At 56.2% G+C, this 21,347-nt stretch carries 11 protein-coding genes; 1 reads left to right on the top strand and 10 read right to left on the bottom strand.

The features are described from left to right. Window positions 1-10: 10 nt before the first annotated feature. From WKI47_RS08195 to WKI47_RS08165, 7 genes are all read right to left on the bottom strand, one after another. The gene (locus tag WKI47_RS08195) at window positions 11-889 is read right to left on the bottom strand and encodes a carbohydrate ABC transporter permease (protein WP_340226668.1); all 879 of its coding nucleotides are present in this window, start codon (window positions 887-889) and stop codon (window positions 11-13) included. 38 nt (window positions 890-927) lie between these two features. Beyond that, a complete protein-coding gene (locus WKI47_RS08190; protein WP_340226667.1) occupies window positions 928-1,908 on the bottom strand; it encodes a sugar ABC transporter permease in 981 nt (326 codons plus the stop codon). Between the two features lie 299 nt (window positions 1,909-2,207). Continuing rightward, window positions 2,208-4,166 (bottom strand): AraC family transcriptional regulator, encoded by a 1,959-nt coding sequence (locus tag WKI47_RS08185; protein WP_340226666.1) that lies wholly within the window; start codon window positions 4,164-4,166, stop codon window positions 2,208-2,210. Between the two features lie 848 nt (window positions 4,167-5,014). After that, the gene (locus WKI47_RS08180; RefSeq protein WP_425355444.1) at window positions 5,015-6,046 is read right to left on the bottom strand and encodes an ABC transporter substrate-binding protein; all 1,032 of its coding nucleotides are present in this window, start codon (window positions 6,044-6,046) and stop codon (window positions 5,015-5,017) included. A gap of 261 nt (window positions 6,047-6,307) precedes the next feature. Beyond that, window positions 6,308-7,351, bottom strand: a complete 1,044-nt coding sequence (locus tag WKI47_RS08175) for a hypothetical protein (protein ID WP_340226664.1) — start codon at window positions 7,349-7,351, stop codon at window positions 6,308-6,310. Window positions 7,352-7,469: 118 nt separating this feature from the next. Beyond that, window positions 7,470-8,987, bottom strand: coding sequence for a glycoside hydrolase family 20 protein (locus tag WKI47_RS08170; protein WP_340226663.1), 1,518 nt, complete (start codon window positions 8,985-8,987; stop codon window positions 7,470-7,472). A 215-nt stretch (window positions 8,988-9,202) separates the two neighbouring features. Then, window positions 9,203-10,939 carry an alpha-glucosidase gene (locus WKI47_RS08165; protein WP_340226662.1) on the bottom strand — a complete coding sequence of 579 codons (1,737 nt, stop codon included), beginning with the start codon at window positions 10,937-10,939 and terminating at the stop codon, window positions 9,203-9,205. 306 nt (window positions 10,940-11,245) lie between these two features. Between WKI47_RS08165 and WKI47_RS08160 the strand changes: the two genes are divergently transcribed. After that, complete coding sequence (locus tag WKI47_RS08160; protein WP_340226661.1) at window positions 11,246-17,095, top strand: cadherin-like beta sandwich domain-containing protein; 5,850 nt, start codon at window positions 11,246-11,248, stop codon at window positions 17,093-17,095. Between the two features lie 191 nt (window positions 17,096-17,286). On the opposite strand, the gene WKI47_RS08155 is transcribed toward WKI47_RS08160, so the two are convergent. From WKI47_RS08155 to WKI47_RS08145, 3 genes are all read right to left on the bottom strand, one after another. Continuing rightward, window positions 17,287-18,276: an SMI1/KNR4 family protein gene (locus WKI47_RS08155; RefSeq protein ID WP_340226660.1), complete on the bottom strand. Its 990-nt coding sequence runs from the start codon at window positions 18,274-18,276 to the stop codon at window positions 17,287-17,289. A gap of 142 nt (window positions 18,277-18,418) precedes the next feature. After that, the gene (locus WKI47_RS08150; RefSeq protein WP_340226659.1) at window positions 18,419-20,158 is read right to left on the bottom strand and encodes a SulP family inorganic anion transporter; all 1,740 of its coding nucleotides are present in this window, start codon (window positions 20,156-20,158) and stop codon (window positions 18,419-18,421) included. Between the two features lie 191 nt (window positions 20,159-20,349). Next, a complete protein-coding gene (locus WKI47_RS08145; protein ID WP_340226658.1) occupies window positions 20,350-21,324 on the bottom strand; it encodes an oxidoreductase in 975 nt (324 codons plus the stop codon). Window positions 21,325-21,347: the final 23 nt, after the last annotated feature.

Raw genomic sequence — 21,347 nt, 5'->3', positions numbered from 1 at the left:
GCGGTTCTTTTTATTCTTTGACGGAACCGACCATGGCGCCTTTGGCGAAATGTTTTTGCAAAAACGGATACACCATCAGAATCGGCACCGTCGCGATAACGACCGCCGCCATTTTGAGCGTTTCCGCGGGAATCTGCTGCTCGGCGGTCATCTCGGCGGCGGCGGTTCCTCCCGATGCGGTCGACGAGTCGATCAGCATGTTTTGCAGCAGCACCTGAAGCGGTTGTTTGTTGAAATCGTTGATATACAGCAGCGCCGTGAAAAAGGTATTCCAATACGCGACCGCGTAAAACAAACCGAACGCGGCTAGCGACGGCAGCGACAGCGGCAGGATGATGCGCCACCACACGCCGATATCGTTGCAGCCGTCGATCCGCGCGGCTTCTTCGAGACTCGGCGGGATGCTGTCGAAAAAGCCTTTCATCAGCAGCACGTACCACCCGCTCGTCAGCACCGGCAAAATCAGCGACCAGATGCTGTTGATCAGATGCAAGTCGCGAATCAGCAGGTACGGCGGGATAATGCCCGGATTGAACAGTGTCGTCAGCAAGATCAGCAGCAGGATAAACCGCCGTCCTTGCAGCCGCCTGCGCGACAGCGCGTAGGACAGGCACGACGTGACCAGCAGACTTAGCGCGGTGCCGACCGTAGCCAAAAACGCGCTGTTGCCGATCGCCCGGATAAACGCGTCGGTCGACAGCAGATATCGATAGGAATCGAGACTCCATTTTTGCGGAAAAAGCGTGGCTTTGTTGCGGATAAACTCCGACGGATCGGTAAACGAGACGACCAGCACGTAATACATCGGGAACAGCGTGACCAAGCCGATCACCGTCAGCAGCAGCATATTGACGACGTTAAACGTTCGGTCTCCTTTATGTTCGACCATTTTCGGTTTCCTCCTTTCGCTTCAAGTCCGGCGCGCCGTCAATAAACGCCGTCTTCGCCGAACTTTTTCGCGAGTTTGTTGGCTCCGATCACGAGAATCAGGCCCACGATCGACTTGAACACGCCGACCGCCGTGCTGAAGCTGAGCTGGCCCTGCTTGATGCCGAGCCGGTACACGTACGTGTCGAACACGTCGGCGACGTCGGATACCGCGCCGTTCATCATCAGGAACACCTGCTCGAAGCCGACGTCCATGATATGCCCGATCCGCAGGATCAGCAAAATGATCACGACCGAACGGATGCCGGGCAGCGTGATATGCCAGATCTGGCGAAACCGGCCCGCTCCGTCGATCTTGGCGGCTTCGTTGAGTTGAGGATCGATGCTCGCCATCGCGGCCAGGAACAGCACGGTGCCCCACCCGGCGTCTTTCCAGATCGACTGTACCGTCAGCAGCCCCCAGAAATAATTCGGATTGGTCAAAAAGTCGATCTTGCCCAATCCGGCGGCGGCCAGCAGTTGGTTGATGATGCCTTCGCCCGTCGACAGCAGCAGGAACGTGATGCCGACGATGATGACCCACGACAGAAAATGCGGCAGGTAGACGATCGACTGGATCGTTTTGCGGAATTTGGCGCCGCGCAGCTCGTTCATCATGACCGAGAGCAGGATCGGCAGCGGGAAAAAGAAAATCAGCGACAGCAGGTTGATCGCCATCGTATTGCGGAACAGAATCAGGAAATCGGGATTCGAAAAGAAGCGTATGTAATGCTCGAAACCTACCCACTGACTGGCCCACATGCCTTGATACGGCGAATAATTTTGGAACGAGATCAGGATTCCCCACATCGGCACGTACTTGAACAACAGGAAAAAGACCATGCCCGGCAGCGCCAGCAGGTACAGGTAGCGGTCGCGCTTGATGCCGTTCCATACGCTGCGCCCGCGCTTCGCGGCCGGGCTTTCTTTGTATGCGGTTTCAATATTTCTTTCGCCGGCTGCCTGGGTTCGGGATGCCATGTCTTTTCCACCTCCGTTTTCTGGTTTTCCGCTTTGAGCGTTAACGCTTCGCTGCTTGGGGAGCGGTTACCGACAGCATACGGAAGCGGCGGATTTCCGGCAATCGACGCTTTTTGCGCGGGGAAAAGCTCAGGCGGCGGATGGCTGAAGGAGTACGGATTCAAGCAGGATCGGATAAGGAAAAAGCCCGGAAATCCGCCGCCGAAAGCGCGAATTTCCGGGCATTGACTTTTTTTGCGGAGGCGGCCGAACGCCGTAAAGACAAGGAAAACGGGCTTTGCGGCGGGGGAAAAAGGAGGTCAGCGCAACACGCGCATGACGTCCCGAATTTTGCGGTCGTTCGCCAGCACGCCGTAATTCATCCAGGCGAAAAAGTCCGTCTCGTACACTCTGCCCGCTTGCACCGCAGGCAGATTCCGCCAGCACGGATGCCGGAGCAGCGTTCGCTCTTCGCCGGGGAACGCGTTCTCCGATTTGTCGAACACGACAAACAGATGGTCGGCGTTCAGCGCCGCCAACTCTTCCGGCCGCAGCGACAGGAAACGCTGGTCGTCCGGCAGCCGCCGCAGCGCTTCCGGCGGCCGCAAGCCGAGCGCGCCGTACAGCACCGGCCCGGTATAGCCGGCCCGCTCCGCGTAAGCCATGATATGCCGCGCGGTCACGCGCAGGCAGATCACGGTGCCGCGCGAAGCGGAGCCGCCGGGAACGGCGGCCAACGACGCGCGGGACTCGCGCGTCGTCTCGCTGTAGCGGCGCAGCGCTTCTTCGGCCGCGGCTTCGCGGCCGAACAGCGCGGCCGTGCCGCGCAGCTTGTCCGCCCAGGCTTCGCCCGGCTGCTCCAGCATCAGGCGGGGCGCGACGCCGGACAGGCGGTCGAGGCTCCAGCGTTCGAAGCCGTCGTCGAACAGCAGCAGTTCGGGGTTGAGGCGCGAGAGGTCTTCGCGCGTGCCGTCCGCGACGTCGAACGCGGGCACCCCGCCGAGCGGCAGGTACTCCTGCACGCCCCAGGCGCGGTGGCTGTACTGCGCGATCGGCACGATGCCGATCGCGAGAAGGGCGTCTTCGAGGTACGGCGCGAAGACGCGCACTTCCCGGCGCTGCAAGCGCCGGTAGCGGCCGGGCGACAAGCCGGCCGCTTGCTTGAAGCGGCGGCTGAAGTAATATTCGCTGCTGAAGCCGACGCGCTGGGCGATCTCGCCCAGCCGGTCTTCCGTCGCGAGCAGCAGCCGTTTGGCCTGCTTGATGCGGACTTCGTTGAGGTAATCGAGCGGCAATTTGCCCGTGATCTGTTTGAAAAGCTGGGTATACGCCCAGCGCCCGATGCCCGCCGAAGCCGCCAACGCTTCGACCGTCAGCGGCTCGCGGTATTCGTTTTCCATGCGCGCCACGGAGCGCTTGACCGCTTCGCGGCTATCCGGCGTCGGCGGAACGCCGCTTGTCCCGCTTCTGCCTTCGCCCCCGGACGAGGGGCGTTCGTCGTGCCGACGAACAGCGGCAAGCAGCAGCTCCTGGAACGCGATCTGCCGTTCCAAAGCGGCCGCCGCGCCCGAAAGATCGCGCTGTTCGTGCAGGCGCTGCGCCCGCTCCGCGCAAAACGAGAACGGCGCCATCTCCGCCGCGCCGACAAACGGCAGCGCCTGATCCGGCGGCAGCGCATCGCCGCGAACGTCCAGTGCGCGAAAGCCCAGCCGATACAGCTTCAGCGCCGCCTTTTCCGGCGCCCCTCCCGAATCGGCAAAGCGGCTGTCCGCGCCGCGCTTATCCGCGCGCGCCGTTGCAAGCGGCTTCGGCGCTGCGCCGCGAAGCGCCCCCAGCAATAATTGGCCGCGCCGGAGCGGCCACGAGCGCCCGGCCGCTTCGACCGTTCCGCTGCCGCCGACCACAACCCACAGCTCCATCGCGTCGGTCTGCGTCGATTCGATCTTCGTCGTTTCGACTTTCTTCGTTTCCATCTTGTCGTCGCTCGTTTCGAACTCGCCGTCCGCCATAACCGGACGCGAATCGCGCTCTCCCGTCAGGATGATCGGACGCGATTCCGTCGGCTCTTCCAAGCGGAACGAGAGCGGGTCGCGCTCTTCCGCTGTAACCAGCGGATGCGATTCCGCCGTCGTTTCGGAATGGACCGGGAGCGGATCGCGATCCTTTTCGATCCCGCCGACCGTCGTCGCAGCCGGAACGACCGCATCTTGCGGTTTGTCCGGACCGACTTCTTCATATCGAATTTCCGTGAATATATACGTACAAGGCACACGCTCCACCGGCCAGCCCACCTTTTATTGATAATCGTTCTCATTGATGTCTGGCGTTAGTATACCTTTTTCGCGTTCATACGGCAATCGGATAAAAAAGAACAATTAAAACTAAAGGTCCGGCATATCGACGACCGTTCTTACTCTTAAGTCCCTATTCGCAAAATAACTGCAAATATCCAGTTCGTTTGTTTTCGTTTCCGTTCGAGCCGAAAATAAATACGTATATCCAGTTAATCGAGCCAAAAAAAGTCGCGCCAACCAAAAAAGCCGAGCATTAACTGGATATCTGCATTTATATGTTCAATATTCCCTGATTCGCAAAAATTAAATGGATATTCGCATTTATCGGCTACAGATGAGATTACAAATTTGCCTGATTCGGACATGAGGCAGAAACCGTTCGTGCATATCGAAAACAATTCCTGATCAGATGCGCCCGTTCAGCATCCATTGCTGCATATTGGCAATAATTTCTTATCCACTAAGCCGATTCAACGTTCATTCCTGCGTATAAGCAACAATTTCGGCGATAAAAGCTTGAACGCGCGGTATAAAAGGCGAATTGTTGCTTTTTAGCAGGAATGCGGGTCAAACGCGTAAACTGGCAAGTAAATTCTTGCCGATAAGCAAGAATGATACAACCTAGCGATTCAGCGTCAGCGTCAGCGTCAGCGTCAGCGTCAGCGTCAGCGTCAGCGTCAGCGTCAGCGTCAGCGTCATAAAAATGTAACTCTCCCACGCGCAAACAAGCCGCCGGAAGTGCTCTGGCGGCTCGTTCTATTTGGATTTTTTCCAAAACCTATATCCCGAAGCTTCTAATTCTCAAGCATTCAATCTCTGACCGCTGCCTCCCTTTACGGAGCCAGATGCTTCATCACGTCTTCGAATTTCAACATATTGGCCTGGATGCCGCCAGACTGCCAGTAGGAGCGTTCGACCACGTAGACGTGATCGTTTTGCACGGCTTTCAGCGATTTCCAGACTGCGCGGTCCATGATTTGTTCCGCTTCTTTGTTCTCTTCCGAATCCCAATCGCCGCTGGCGGGGAAAATGAAGATATGGTCCGCGTCGAGGTCGGCCAATCCTTCTTCGGAAATGATCTGTTGGTAATCTTCCATCTCGCCCACGAGCGGATGCGGCGTCAAGCCGAGTTCGCTGTACAACGAGCCGGTGTAGCGGTTTTTGATGCCGAACAGCGCCAGCGTTTTGTCGCCGCCGTTCAGGCGCAGCACCGCGACCGTCTCGCCACCTACCGTTTCTTCCAGCTTCGCTTTGTCGTCGGCTACGATCTGCTCGTACTTGTCCAGCACTTCCTGGCCTTTTTCCGGGATACCCAGCGCGTCGGCGACGGCGAGCAGAATCTGCTTGGAATCCTGAAGAACGCTTTCCGGCAACCGATACGTCGGCGCGATCTTCGAGTATGTCTCGTATCCCGCTTGATCCACGCCACCGTCGACCATGATCAGATCCGGCTGCTGCGCCAGCAGCGCTTCCGGACTACCCGAGATATCGAACTGCGGCACATCGAGCTTCAGGTAATCCTGAATGCCCCAGCTCGGATGATACCACTGCACGACAGGCGTCACGCCGAGCGCGACCATGTAGTCTTCCAGGTAAATGCCGGCCGGACGCTTCGGATGCGCCGGAATGGTCACGTCGCCGAACTCGCCTTTGACGACGCGGGTTTCGGCCGACGTTTCGTTCGCGCTGTCCGCGGACGTCGCCGAAGTACCGCTTTCGCCGACGGCGGTTGCGGCCGAAGAATCTTCTCCGGCTGCCGCGTTTGGCGTATCGGCGTTCGAACCGCATCCCGCCAAAGCCGTGCCGAACGCCAGAATCAGGGCTAACGCCCCGGTTTTGATCGCTGCTTTTTGTCTCTGTGTCATTCTGTCCATCCCCCAATTGAGTTTCATTCTCACTGATCTGTTCCTCATTCTATCCGCGACTTTTCCGGGAAACAATGCACATCGGGGAGAATTTTTTTGCACAAATGGGGAGGCGCGCAAGCAGCGGGTACGTCGCCGGGCCGAATACGCCAAAAATCCCGACCGCGAACGAATGCCCGCGATCGGGATCACAGTCGGATATGGATACGCCTACGAAGATAGGAATACGGATCGTGCGCGAAAAAATCATGACCGAGTCCGTTATTCGTTTAACGCAAACCGATACAGCTTATTCTCCTCGAACAGCAAGATCTGTCCGCCGCGCGCGTCGCGCATCCCGTGTTCGATCCGTTCGCCGTCCGGCTTGACGAACTCGATCGTGCGTTCTGCGGTCAATGCGCCGGAATCGTTTTGCCGCATCAAGGTATACGTCCCGTAATTGCCGTAACCGTTATCCATCAAAAAGGATTCGCCGTCCTTCGCGATCAGCGACGAGCCGGACAATCCGGGATCGAGAAAAGACACGTTCGGAACGGCAGCCGGGCCGGACAAGCGGCAAAGCTTGAAATCCGTGTAATAGTAAAACCACACTTCTTCGTCCGATACCGCGTTCAACGCGTAACAGTCTGCGATATTCGCTTCGCTGTTCGTGAATACGCGAATGCCGTTGCGATCCCAGGCGATCAGCCCGCTTTCCCCGACCGGACGGACCCAGCCGCGATTGCCGAACACGCCTTCGTCGAAAAAGCTGGTCCAGATCAGGCCTTCCGCGGTCGTCTGCACCTGCTGGACACCGTCGCCGAGCAAAAACCTGCGCTGCGCGCGGCCCGCATGATCGAATACGGCGGCGTTCAGATCATACCGGTCGCGGTCGTAATAACGGCTGTTCGCCCCTACCACCAGCAGTTCGTCGCCCAACGGCTGCACGTAATGATAATGGAACGATTCGCCTTCGATCAGAATCTCGCGGATCGCGGATTGCGCTGTTGCCGGATCGGCCAAATCGTCGCGATCGCCGCTTGAAGGACGGTCGACTGACGGACGATCGACTCCGGGAAGGCCAGAATCGACATCGGCAAAACCAAGATCGACGATCAGCACTTTGTAAGCCGGGCAGGTTTTCAGCTTCGTAAGAGCTACCCCCGGTTCCGATTCCGGCCGCTCGTCGATCGACAGCAGGTACGCTTTGCCGTCGTGACCGAGCGCGGCCGAGATCGGCGTCCATCCCGATAAGTGCGCCGACAGATCCGCTTGCGGGGAAAGTTCGATCTTTTGCGGACCGTTGTTCTGATTGGCTTGCATCATAAGTTCCTCCATTCGCCTGCATCTTTTTGGATGCGCCGTTTTTCCTGTTCTTTATTGTGTACCCGAAAAAGGCTGACGAACAGAGCCGAAGTATGGCGAAGGTTTCCTGCGCTTCTTTTTAACTATGCAATCCCGCCGCGCGGCAAGCTTCGGCAAAGTCTTCGTACTTCGCGAACCGGCGCTCGCCTGTCCAGGCTTTTTCCGCCATCGCGCGCAGCGGTTCGCGAATGCCGGACGCTACCGCTTCGACCGTCTGCATCAGCGGCTTGTCCGACCAGACGGAGAACGAGCAGCCGAGCAGCCCTTCGGGGTACGGCAGGCTCCATTCCTGCGGCTCGCCTTCGGCGATACGCGGCAGCACGCCCGGCGACCAGCCTTCGTACACTTTCGCCCCTGTCGGATAAATATAGCCCGCGTGTTCGCCCAGCACGTAATAGAAATACGCGTCGTTGAAGTTGACCAGTTGATGCCCTTTGGCCAAAAACGTTTGCGCCAATGCCATTTTCCGGTCCCATTTGGTCCAATACGTGATTTGTATCGACGGTTTGAGCGCGACTTTTTGCTCCAAGCCTTCGCGGTACAGCCCGTCGTTCCAGACGCGCACGATAAAGTTTCCGGCTTCCAGGCGCTCCGCGACATCGTTCAGATAGGCGACGTACGCGTCCGCGCCCGTTCCGTTTTCGATTCCCAGCGTCTCGCGCGCATACTCGCCGAGCTGCGGGTAATCGTCGAACTTGCCGAAGTCGATAAACTCGTCGCCGCCGATATGGAAATACGGGCTGTCCGCGAACAGTTCGGCGTATTCGTCGATCAGATCGCGAACGAACGCTACCGCTTCGGGATTGGTAATATCGAGCGCGCCTTTGGCGGTTTCTCCGGCCGTGTTGCGAAGCAGCCATTCCGGACGGCCTCGCAGCGCCCAATCCAGATGTCCCGGCGAGTCGAGCGAAGGAATCAGCGTGATCCGGTGCTTGCGCGCTTCTTCGATGATTTCGAGGATTTGTTGCCGGGTCAGGTAACGCTCCGACATCACCTCGGGGTGGCGCTCGCTCTCGAACGTAAAGCCTTCATGTTCGGAAAAATGCAGTTGGAGCGTGTTCAGCTTCAGCTCCGCCATTTCGCGTATCCGTTCCAGAATCCATTCCTGCGGATAAAATTTGCGCCCGATATCCAGATGCAGCGCGCGTTCGCCCAAGATCGGTTCGTCTTCGATCGCTCCGTACGCCAGCTTGCCCCGCGCGGACAGCAGCAGTTGGCGAATCGTGCGCAGTCCGTGCAGCACTGCCCGGTCATCGGCGGCAATAAGGCGGACATATTCCCCGATCTCCAGCCGATAGGCTTCGGGATGAAGCGTTCCGGGCACTTCGCCCAGCTCGATCAGCAGATCGCCGCTTTGCGCTTCGCGCGGCAGGCCCAGCCTCGCCGGAACGGCGAACACGCCCAGCTCCGCGAACGTCGCTCTTTGCGTCTCGGTCGCTTCCAATGCGCTTTGCAGCCGTGCTTCGTCGGCTGCCGCGTTTTCCTGCCGGAAAACCAGTATGGAAGAGTCTACCTGCGGCTGCCAAAGATCTTCCGCCGTTTTCAAATATCGCCTGATTCCGGGCACGGTAACGCTTTCGTTCATCGGTATGTTCAAATGGATTCACCTCTCGGGCTGGGATGGGTGGCGCTTTTGCTTTTCGTTAGTATAGCGCCTGACGGGGGATTTTCCAAAAGCTTCTTTTAGGCCGTGTATGCAAACTCAGGCGACGTGCATCTTTTACTGCCTTTTCGCCCTCTACTGCGTCACTTTTCCTTGCCGAGAACGAAAATTCAGCAAAATCTGCTTCCGGCGGAGTTTGCGTACACGCCCTAACCAATACGGAACACGAAATAAGCATAAGCGTCCAAGTCGGTCGGGCCTTGAGCAAAAGAAGCGGCTTGGGAATCGTCGGAACCGATTACGCAGTCGGCGGACTCGAGCTGCTGGCGCAGATCGGCCGGAAGCTCGCAGGCGGTGGCGGTGCGGGAAAAATTGAGCACGACCAGCCAGCGTTCGTCGTCGTTTTCGCGCAAATAGGCATAGATATGTTCATGGTCGTCCAGCACCGGTTCGTAAGTGCCGAGCGTCAGCACGGGATGGTCGCGGCGCAAGCTGATCATGCGGCGGTACAGGTTCAGCACGGAGTGCGGATCGTTTTCCTGCTCGGCGGCGTTGATCTCGGAGTGGTTCGGGTTGATGCGTTGCCACGGCTTGCCTGTCGTGAATCCGGCGCCCGCTTCGTCGGTCCACTGCATCGGAGTCCGGCTGTGGTCGCGGTTTTTTTCGAGGACGCGTCTTAAAATGGTTTCGGGGTCTTCGCCTTTTTCATGTACCCTCTGCTCGTAATACGCCAGCGCCTGCTGCTCCTTGATATCGTCGATGCTGTTGAAAAAATGCGCGTTCGTCATGCCCAATTCTTCGCCTTGCAGCAGATTGGGCGTACCGCGCAGCGTCATCAGAAACACGGCCAGCATCTTGGCGGACGCTTCGCGGTGCTCGAGATCGTCGCCCAAATACGAAACCATGCGCACATGGTCATGGTTGCTGAGATACATGCCGATCCAGGCGTCTTCGTGCAGGTCTTTGAGCCATTTACGCATGATGTCTTTCATATGGCTGAGCTTCCAAGGCTTGGATTGCCACATATCGTTCGGCTCGTCGCAGATTTTGGACGCTTCGATCATCAGGATCAGGTCAAGTTCGCGCCGCTCCGGCAAGGTGTAGTTTTCCACGTCTTCGAGTTCGACTTGCGAAGCTTCGCCCAACGTGAATACCGGGTAACGCGAAAACGCTTTTTCCCGCATTTCCCGAAGGTATTCATGGATACGCGGACCGTTTTTGTAAAAGTGCTCGCCGCTTCCCTGAACGCGCTCCGTATCGTCGGTATCCGGGAAGTCCGTGTTTTTGGACAGCACGTTCGCCGTATCGACCCGGAAACCGTCCACCCCTTTTTCCAGCCAAAAGTCCAGCGCGCCGATGATCTCTTCCCGCACCTTAGGGTTTTCCCAGTTCAAATCCGGCTGATGCGACGCGTACGTGTGGAAGTAGTATTCGCCGCTGCTTTCGTCCAACGTCCACGCCGAATCGCCGAGAAAAGACGTCCAGTTGTTGGGAGGATTGCCTTTGCCGTCGCCGGAGCGCCAGATGTAGTAATCGCGGTAAGGGTTGTCGGGACCGCTAATCGCGGCTTGGAACCACGGATGGTCGCCGGAAGTATGGTTGGGCACGATCTCCATAATCAGGCGGATCTCCCGATCGTGCAGCGCTTGAAGCAGTTCGTCGAAATCGTCCAGCGTGCCGTATTGAGGGTGGATATTGCGGTAGTCGATCACGTCGTAGCCGTAGTCCCGGTTCGGGGAATCGAAGATAGGCGACAACCACACGGCGGTGACGCCGAGGTCGGCGATATAGTCGATCTTTTCCAAAATGCCGCGCAGATCGCCGACTCCGTCGCCGTTGCTGTCGTTGAAGCTGCGGACATAGATTTCGTAGACGATGTTTTCTTTCCAATGCATATCCGTCTGTAGCTGTTTGGGGGAATGGGCTGTATCTGATTGTTTGGACATGTGGGGCCTCCTTCATATATGAACAATAAGCGAATGATGTCTTTTTTATTACCCCAAAAAACGTAAGCTGCTATCGAATAGATATAGTATTGATATCGTCTTTGTTTTCAACGAAAAAAATTAACGAACAAACGAAAATAGAGGTATCAAATTCAATTCACAACGTTTAATATACTTGTAAATATATAGAATAGAAGTACATTTATTTATTCTTTTATTACGTCGTGCTTTTTTTGGATACAAAAGATTATAAGTTGCAAAGACGCAGTTGCAAGTACATGAAGTTTCGAGAGGAGTTTTAAAAATATGCTCAGAAAACGTCAACGTTCTTTCATGCAACGATTTATGTGCTTGTCGCTCGCTTTACTGCTTATTTTCACTTCGAGCGTCTGGCTGAGCGGAAACGCTTCCGCCGCAACGTCATGGTCTACCTTGACTTCGAATACTACAAATCCAATCTATAAAGTCGCTTACGGAAACGGAATGTGGGTAGGGGCTACCGACGGCGGTGGTAAAATCGTCACTTCTTCCAATGGTTCCAGCTGGACGGAACGTACGGTGGACGCAGGCTATACCGATTCTTTTTTGAACGTGACTTACGCGAGCGGAAAATGGGTCTTAACCGGTAATAGCGGAAGGGTCTATACTTCAAGCGATGCTTTAACCTGGACCAATTACAGTACAGGCAATACAGCTTTCAACATAAGCGGTGTCGCTTATGGCAATTCCACTTACGTACTTGCAGCCAATTCGGGCAATCTGTACTACTCGTCCGATGCGACAACATGGACGAATGTGAAACCGGACACAATCAATTTTTTGGGAGTTGCATACGGCAATGGCCTGTTCGTGGCAGTAGGCGATAACGGCGTCACGTACACTTCGCCGAATGGCGTTACATGGACCAGCAGAGGCCCTATTGCCAGCGGAAATTCATTATATTCCGTGCGTTATTTAAACGGAACGTTCTACGCGACGAGCGACGGATTGATCGCAACGTCCACGAACGGTACGACTTGGAGCACGCAAAGCATCAGCGCCTCTTCCGGAAGTCCTTTGTACGATATTAGTTACAGCGGAGGCAAATATGTAATCGTTGGAGGCGCCGTATCTTCAAGTGGCATTGTTCTTGTATCATCTAACGGAACATCATGGACGTTAGAAAGCCCTAATACGGATCAGGATTTGTACGGAATCGCCACGAACGATAATTTGTTTGTGGCAGGAGGAGGTTCGGGAGTACTGCGAAGCCAGTCGATCGCGCCGTCGACCGACGCGACGCTCAGCAATCTCGCGATCAATCAGGGTACGCTTAATCCGACCTTCGCTTCCGGCACAACCGCATATACGGCTAACGTGGCTTACGGCGTGACCAGCATCAATGTGACGCCGACCGTGAATCAGGCCAACGCAACCGTTACAGTCAACGGAACGACCACGACGAGTGGCAGCGCTCAAGCGGTATCGCTCAGCGTAGGCAGCAACTCCATTCCTGTCGTCGTTACGGCACAAGACGGAACGACCACGCAAACGTACACGATTAACGTCACTCGCGCGGCCCCTTCAACGGACGCGACGCTCAGCAATCTCGCGATCAACCAGGGCGTTCTTACGCCAACCTTTGCTTCAGGAACAACCAGTTATTCCGCAACCGTTGCTTATACGGTAAACAGTATCAACGTCACGCCGACCGTAAATCAGGCGAATGCTACCGTTAAAGTCAACGGTACAACGACAACTAGCGGTAGTGCACATGCCGTAGCGCTAAGTGTCGGCAGCAATTCCATTCCTGTCGTCGTAACGGCTCAAGACGGAAGCACGTCGCAAACGTATACCATTACTGTCACTCGTGCCGCAGCCAGCACGAATGCGAATCTAAGCGGTTTGTCACTGAGTTCGGGCACGCTAACTCCTACATTCGATGCGGGAACGACTAGCTATTCGGCAAGCGTCGCCAATACGACAACAAGCATTACCGTTACCCCCACCACATCCAGCACAAACGCTACCGTAACGGTCAACGGTACAACCGTGACCAGCGGTAGCGCATCAAGTTCGATCGGTCTGGCAGTCGGCAGCAATACCATATCGGTCGTTGTCACTGCGCAAGACGGATCGACAACGAAGACTTATACACTCACGGTTACCCGTGCGGCTGCGACAAGTACAGATGCTACTTTGAGCAACTTGGCAGTGAATCAGGGAACCTTGTCCCCGACTTTTGCTCCGGGAACGACAAGCTATTCCGTTAGTGTACCCAACAACGCAACGAGTATTAATGTCACGCCAACGGTAAATCAGGCCAATGCAACCGTAACCGTGAACGGAGCAACCACTACTAGCGGCAGCGCTCAAACGATCCCGCTGGCAGTCGGCTCCAATACGATTCAAGTCGTCGTGACCGCTCAGGACGGATCGACGACCAAAACGTACACGATCACTGTGACCCGCGCTGCGGCCGCGAGTACGGATGCTACGCTCGGCAGTCTGGCTGTGAACCAAGGGACGTTGTCTCCGTCGTTTGCCTCGGGAACAACCAGCTACTCGGTAAGCGTAGTGAACAGCGTGAGCAGTATTAATGTCACGCCAACGGTAAATCAGGCCAATGCAACCGTAACCGTGAACGGAACAACCACTACTAGCGGCAGCGCTCAAACGATACCTCTGGCAGTCGGCGCTAATACCATTCAAGTCGTCGTGACTGCTCAGGACGGATCGACGACCAAAACGTATACGATCACTGTGACCCGCGCTGCGGCCGCAAGTACGGATGCTACGCTCGGCAGTCTGGCTGTGAACCAAGGGACGTTGTCTCCGTCGTTTGCCTCGGGAACAACCAGCTACTCGGTAAGCGTAGCGAACAGCGTGAGCAGTATTAATGTCACGCCAACCGTAAACCAGGCCAATGCAACCGTAACCGTGAACGGAGCAACCACTACCAGCGGCAGCGCTCAAACGATACCTCTGGCAGTCGGCGCTAATACCATTCAAGTCGTCGTGACCGCTCAGGACGGATCGACGACCAAAACGTATACGATCACCGTGATCCGTGCTGCCAGTACCAATGCGACACTGAGCGCTTTAACTATTAGCGCAGGCACGTTGTCGCCAACTTTCTCGTCCAGTATAACTAACTACTCGTCCAACGTTTCCAATGCGACCACAAGCACCACCATTACGCCAACGTCGACCGAAAATACAGCAACGATCACAGTAAACGGAACGACGACAACAAGCGGAAGCAGTACGACAAGTATTCCGCTGGCAGTAGGCGCGAATACAATCCAAGTGACCGTAACGGCAGAGGATGGCAATACAACCAAAACGTACACGATTACGATTGTGAGACAAGGCAGTTCCAACAACGACCTGAACAATCTGACTATCAGCGCGGGTACACTGTCGCCTGTATTCGCTCCCGGCACGACGAGTTATACGACCAGCGTTCCAAATGCAACAACAAGTGTCACCGTTACGCCGACCTTGGCGGATAATACAGCCAATGTGACGGTAAACGGAAGTTACGTGAGCAGCGGCAGTGCATCTGGTACGATTGCTTTAAGTACAGGAAGCAATACAATCAGTATTGTCGTCACGGCTCAAAACAATATGACTCAAACGTATACAATTCAAGTGACGCGTTTGCAAAATCCGAACTTAAGCAATCTCACGATCAGCGCCGGCACGCTGACTCCGGCATTCGACGCCGATCAGCTCTCCTACACGGCGACTGTGGAGTATGCTTCTTCCAGCATTCAGGTGACGCCGACAACCGTCGGCACGCCGCAAACGTTAACCGTTGACGGAATAAGCGCAACTAGTGGAAGCCCGACAACCGTTTCATTATCGGTCGGCAGCAATTCCGTTCCGGTTGTCATCGCGATGTCGGACGGAGCGACACGTACGTACACGCTCGCAATAACGCGAAACGATATTTCAGATAGCGATGCCGTACAACAAACGTACGATGCACTGGAAATCGGTTACGCTCAAGGCGACAGCAGCAATTCGGTCACGCAAAACCTGGACCTGCCGCTTAACGGCGATCATGCGACGACGATCTCGTGGGTCAGCAGCAATCCGGACGTTATACAGAACGACGGTACGGTCACGCGTCCTTCTTATCCGAGTTCGGATGCGACCGTCACGCTTAACGCCTTGATTCAAAAAGGCTCGTCGCTGAAAATCAAAACATTCACCGTATTGGTCAAAGCGTTGGCGATCACCGACGAACAAGCGGTAATCGAAGATCGCGACGCGTTGCAGCTCGGGTTCGCTCCGGGCGACGATAAAACGTCCGTTACGCAAAACATCGCGCTGCCGATCACCGGTTCCAACGGAACGACGATCTCCTGGACGTCCGACGCTTCCGCGACGATCGACGAAAACGGAAAAGTGACCCGACCTTCTTACGTCGAAGGCGATCGGACGGTCAAATTGACCGCTACGATCGTTCGGGGCAGCGTATCGGAAATACGCGAGTTCGCGGTCGTCGTCAAAGCTTCGCCCGCTTCGCCGGTTGCCGATCTTCAAGCGCTGGCAATCAACGGCTTTACGCTGACTCCGGCTTTTGATCGCGGTACGCGCGAATACGCGCTGAACGTGCCGAACGCGACAAGCAGCGTAAGCGTGACCGCTTCGGTCTATACGGAAGGCTCGACGTTCACCGTACAGGGCGTCTCGGTCGCCAACGGCGAATCGTCCGCTCCGATCGAGCTTACGGTAGGCACGAACACGATCGCGGTCAAAGTGACCGCGCAGGACGGAATCACCCAGGACGTGTACACGATCCGGGTAGAGCGCGCAGCCGCCTCGAATCCGGGCGGCAATAACGGAGGAGCGACGGAACCGGTCACGACTTCGCCTGTAGTCACGACGCCGACGACGCCCACAACGCCTCCGGCCTCTTCATCGAGCGGCTTCGAGATCCGCGTCAACGGACGGTTGGTCGAGCAAATCGCGACCGGCGCTCTGACTCAGGTCAACGGCCAAGCGGTGTTCAACGCCGTAATCGATACCGGCAAGCTCACTTCGCTGTTGGCGGGAGAAGGCGCGAACCCGCTGGTCGTCGTTCCGGTCACGGCTACGGCCGATAAAGTCAGCACGCAGTTGAGCGGCGAAGCCGTTCAACTGTTGCAGGATCGGGGCGCGACGCTGCGCGTCGAAACGACGCTCGGCAGCTATACGTTGCCCGCTTCGGAACTGCGCCTTGCGCAGCTTGGCGGAGCGCCGGGCAGCAACGCGGCTTCCGATCAGCTCAAAGTGGACATCACGGTACAGCGCAGCGAAGCAAACGTCATCTCGGCTTTGAATACGCGCGCTTCGGTCAGCGGCTTCACCGTCGTGCAGCCTCCGGTCGATTTCGATATTACGGCCACCTACGGCGACCAGACCGCGGCTTTGAACAGCTTCTCGAATTACGTGGAACGCGAATTGCCGGTACCGAGCGGGTACGATCCGAACCGGATCACGACCGCCGTCGTGATCGAAGCGGACGGAAGCATCCGTCACGTGCCTACAGCGGTGACCCGCAGCAACGATACGTATTTCGCGGAAATCAACAGCCTGACCAACAGCGATTACGCGCTGATCTGGAGTCCGAAACAATTCACTGACGTCGCGGGCCTCTGGTCGCAAACCGCCGTCAACGATATGGGTTCGCGCCAGATCGTCAACGGCATCGACGATTCCCGGTTCAATCCGTCGGGCAGCGTGACGCGTGCCGAATTCGCCGCGATTCTTGTACGCGCGCTAGGCTTGCCGGATAACGGAACGGCATCGACGTTCCGCGACGTTCCTTCCGGCGAATGGTATGCCGGAGCGGTGTCCAAAGCCGCCGAATACGGCTTGATCGACGGATATGCGGACGGCACGTTCCGTCCGACGAATACCATCTCGCGCCAAGAAGCATTCGCGGTGCTGGCCCGGGCCGCACAGGTCGCCAAGCCGGTCTCGACGACGGACGGCACTTCGCTTGAGGCTTACAGCGACGCGGATAAGGTGGGCAAATGGGCCACGGAAAACCTTCGCTTCGTTTTGTCCTCCGGGCTGGTGCAAGGCAGCGGCGGCAAACTGAATCCGAACGCCACGCTGTCGCGTGCCGAAACAGCCGCGATCGTGCAGCGTCTGCTGAAAAAAGCGGAGTTGATCGATTAAACCGATCCCGACCGTTATCCCGAATGTCTTCCGTTTCGGCACGCATCGAAAAAAGGAGCATTCAACAAAAGGAAGCCCGAACGCCGAATGACGGCGCCGGGCTTCCTTTTCCTTTTTCAAGCATGGCTGTAAACCATTATCCATCCTATCGCTGTCCTGTCGGTTCGCGATGCCGATTCAACGCAAAAAAATCAATCGTGATACGTCCCCGCCTGCCGCAAAACCTCTCGTTTGTATCCATCGTCAAAAACAAAACCGTCACCTGCGACAGCTTCCGCGATGTTACCGCTTCCGATGCGTTCGTTCAGCCAATCCGCCACAAACCCCGGAGCATACCCGCCCGTTTTGAACGTGCCGGCTTCGCCGAACACCAAAATCTTTTCATAATCGGCCAAATAAACCTCTATGCTTACACTCCCTTTCGCATGGACGTACAGCAAAAACTCAAGATCGTACATCAGATGCGACAAAGGATCGGCATGCAGCGAAAAGAATCCTTTTTCCTCGATGACACGCTCCGCCAAGCGGCGCAGAACGGTCTCCGCTTCCGGCAGAAGCGTATCCGCGGCATCGCATAGATTCCGCAGCAGCGGAGTAAAAAGGGCATGACGCGCCGTTTCCAGATCCGCGAGTTTGTCCGCTTCCGACGTGTCATAGACGTGTTCATGCACAAGCCCGCGAATAAACGACTCGAAATTCTCGGCCAGCGGCGTACGCACCGGTTCTTCGCCTTCCCCTACTTCTACGTCGACATGGATCACGCTCGGTTCGCCTTGCGGACCGCACTCGCTGTAATCAAACATGATCGCATCATGCCCGGCAGACGGGCATTGGCCGAACACGATGCCGATATCCGGGTAGCCCCACTCGTCGATCATGCGGCGACTGCCCAAGTCGTCCGAATCGATCCCCCATTGTCCTCCGATGCCGCAAATGGAAGTGATCGACACATGATCGTCCGCCCACGAATTCGGTTCGTCCGTCGGGAAGCAGCTATTCACGGGACTTCCGCCGTTTCGCGTCCGGATCAACTCGATGTAGGAGCGAGGAAGCTTGTAGCCGAGCAGGCGCTCGGTGTCCGCGATCCGTTCGTCCGTGACTTTTTCGGAGCCGGTGTATCCGTCGTAATCGTCCCAAAATCCGTTCCAATCAAAATCTTCGAAACAAGTACGGTTCGCCACTATCCTTCCTCCATTCGACGATCAGACGCATAAAAAACAAGCGAAAATGAGCCTCCGATCGTATTTTCAGATTAGCTTCAGTATACGGCAAAAAAGACTTGCCGGGCAAAATCCGGCAAGCCTGCACACACATCGTGGAAATCTAAGACACATTCTCCGTATCGGCATGTTTGCGCAGTTCCGCGCATTCGCGGAATGCCGCCGCCTCGCATCCGGCACACCGCGACATTTCGATATGCCGTTCCAACGCCGCATCAATCGCTTCGCCGGTATGCGCAAAGCAATTTTCGTCGCCCAATTCGGCTAGCCAGCCTGTTTTCTCCAGCATACGCTTGGGCTGCGATTGAAGACCGGACACCATTAGCGTGCCGCCGAAAGACCGAACTTTTTTCAATAGTCTGTGCAATGTCGCTTCCCCGGAAGCGTCGATCAACGGCACGCCGCCCATACGCAACAATAATGTATGCGACAGATCGTGCGCGGCTGCGAATTCCGGCGTTTCAAACGGATCTCGTACCCCGAAAAACAAAGCGCCGCGTACATTGAAAATGCCAAGCTGCGGGCAGTCGCTTTCGGCTGTGACGCGTCCTGCGGATACTTTGCCGTGGCGACCGTCGTGATCCGGCAGCACTTTATCGAGCCGCTGTTCGCCTGCCATTCGTTTGACAAATAGCAGCACGGCCAGTGCCAAGCCAACCTCGACGGCGGTCGTCAGCGTCGTGAAGACCGTAAGCAGAAAAGTCACGACCAGCACGATCGAATCGCTGTTGCGGAGCTTGAGCAGCTTGGCAAACGGCTTGCGCTCGCTCATGTTCCAGGCCACGATCATCAGGATCGGAGCCATGGCGGCGAGCGGAATCGCGGAAGCGTAAGGCGCCAGCAGAACCAGCACAAGCAATACGACCAAACCGTGAATGATGCCCGACAAAGGGGAAACGGCTCCATTTTTAATATTGGTTGCCGTGCGCGCGATCGCTCCGGTTGCCGGAATCCCGCCGAACAGCGGAACCGTCATATTGGCGATGCCTTGCCCGATCAGTTCGCGGTTGCTGTTATGCCGGGAACCGCCCATTCCATCTGCCACCACGGCGGACAACAGGGATTCGATCCCGCCGAGCAACGCGATCACAATAGCCGGGCCGATCATCAGACGCATGTTTTCCCAGGATAACTCCGGGAGTTGGAACGAAGGCAGTGCCGCCGGAATGTTGCCGTAAGCCGAACCGATCGTCGCTACTTTTCCATTCATAAACAATACGGCAACCAGCGTCGAAAGCAGCAACCCTACAAGGGACGGCGGCACTTTTGGCAGGAAACGGGGGACGAGCAGCAACGAGGCCAAGCAAACTCCGGCTACGATCACCGCGTAAATATTCAACGTATCGATATGAACGGCCAGTTCTTTCATGTTGAGCAAAAAGCTCTCGTGCCGTTCCAAACCGCTCAAGCCCAAAAAGTTCCCGATCTGTCCCGCAAAGATGGTGACTGCAATCCCTGCTGTAAATCCAACCGTAACGGGCTTCGGAATAAATTTGATCAAGGTTCCTAGTTTAAATACGCCCATCAAAACCAGGAAAACCCCCGCCATGAATCCGGCAACCAACAGTTTGTCGTACCCGTACTGAAGCACGATCCCAAGCAAAATCGGAATAAAAGCTCCTGTCGGTCCGCCGATCTGGAACTTGGACCCGCCCAGCAGCGAAATCAGCACCCCTGCGATGATCGTGGTATAGATGCCGGTCTCCGGCTTGACACCCGACGCGATCGCAAACGCCATGCCAAGCGGAATCGCAATGATCCCGACGATACAGCCTGCGATCAGATCCCGTTTAAAGTCGCCTTTTCCGTACCCTTCGAACCTTCCCCAACCCTTTTTAAACAAGACGCAGCCCTTCTTTTCTTTTTTCTGAAAACTGATGCCTTTTACTGTAACATAGCAGGGCCGGATAAAATATGAGAAAGATCAATCAATTCCGTCTATTCCCGCACAAAATCGGCTATACAACCAAAAAAAGGCCGCTTCGCTTATCGAAACGGCCTTTTCGTGAATACTCATTTGCTTTTACGGTCGATTTACATGCGAATTCCCAACTGCGACCAGTCTTCCTCTTCGTCCCGTTGGACATGGAAATCGTACGTTACGCCCGTCAACTCTTCCGATGCGCGCCATAGCTTCGCCATCGTCTCTTCGTTCATCTTGTGATCGACGGACAGATCGAAACCGGGATAGCCTTTGCGCCCCCCTTTGCCGGTCGGTCCGATATACTCGCCGCCGTATAATCCCGCGTTGGTCGAAGCGTACAAGGTCGGCAATGCGCCCATCGCTGCGGATTGGCTCATGAGTCCCCACAGGAAAGCCGCCGCGCGTCCCGCCTGTTTGCCGGAGCCGCGCGAGATCAGGTTCGTATTGGAAACGCCGGGGTGGCAAGCGATGCTGAGCGTGCTCGCGCCAACCGCCGACAACCGCTTTTGCAGCTCTCGGGCAAACAACAGGTTGGCCAATTTGCTCTGACCGTAGAACTTCATCGCGCTGTAACCGAGTCGGCCGTCCAGGTTGTTGAAGTAGATATATCCGCTTTTCGCCGCGATGCTGCTCAGGGTCACGACCCGCGAATGAGCCGTTTTGAGCAGCAGAGGAAGCAGCCGTCCGGTTAGCGCAAAATGGCCCAGATGGTTGCTGCCGAACTGAAGCTCGAAGCCGTCTTTCGTTTTGCCGAACGGAGGAACCATCACGCCCGCGTTGTTCACCAGCACATGCAGCGCATCGTATTTGGCGATGATGCGTGCGGCGAATCCTTCGATGCTGGACAGATCGGCCAGATCGAGACGCATGACTTCGACGCTCGCCTGCGGGAATTTTTGGAGCAATCCGCTTGCCGCCTGATGCCCTTTTTCCATATTGCGCACGGCCAGAATGATCTCCGCGCCTTTCTGTGCGAATCCGTACGCCGTTTCCAGGCCGAGTCCACCGCTTCCTCCCGTAATGATGACGCGCTTTCCGTTCATGTTCGGCATATCTTCAATCGTCCATTGTCCGTTCGCTTGCATCTTGAGTTCCTCCTTCGGTTTGA

This window comes from Saccharibacillus sacchari, assembly GCF_037722395.1.
GTDB lineage: Bacteria > Bacillota > Bacilli > Paenibacillales > Paenibacillaceae > Saccharibacillus > Saccharibacillus sacchari_A.
The sequence above is the reverse complement of the archived record's forward strand: the minus strand, read 5'-3'. Positions and strand labels throughout refer to the sequence as shown.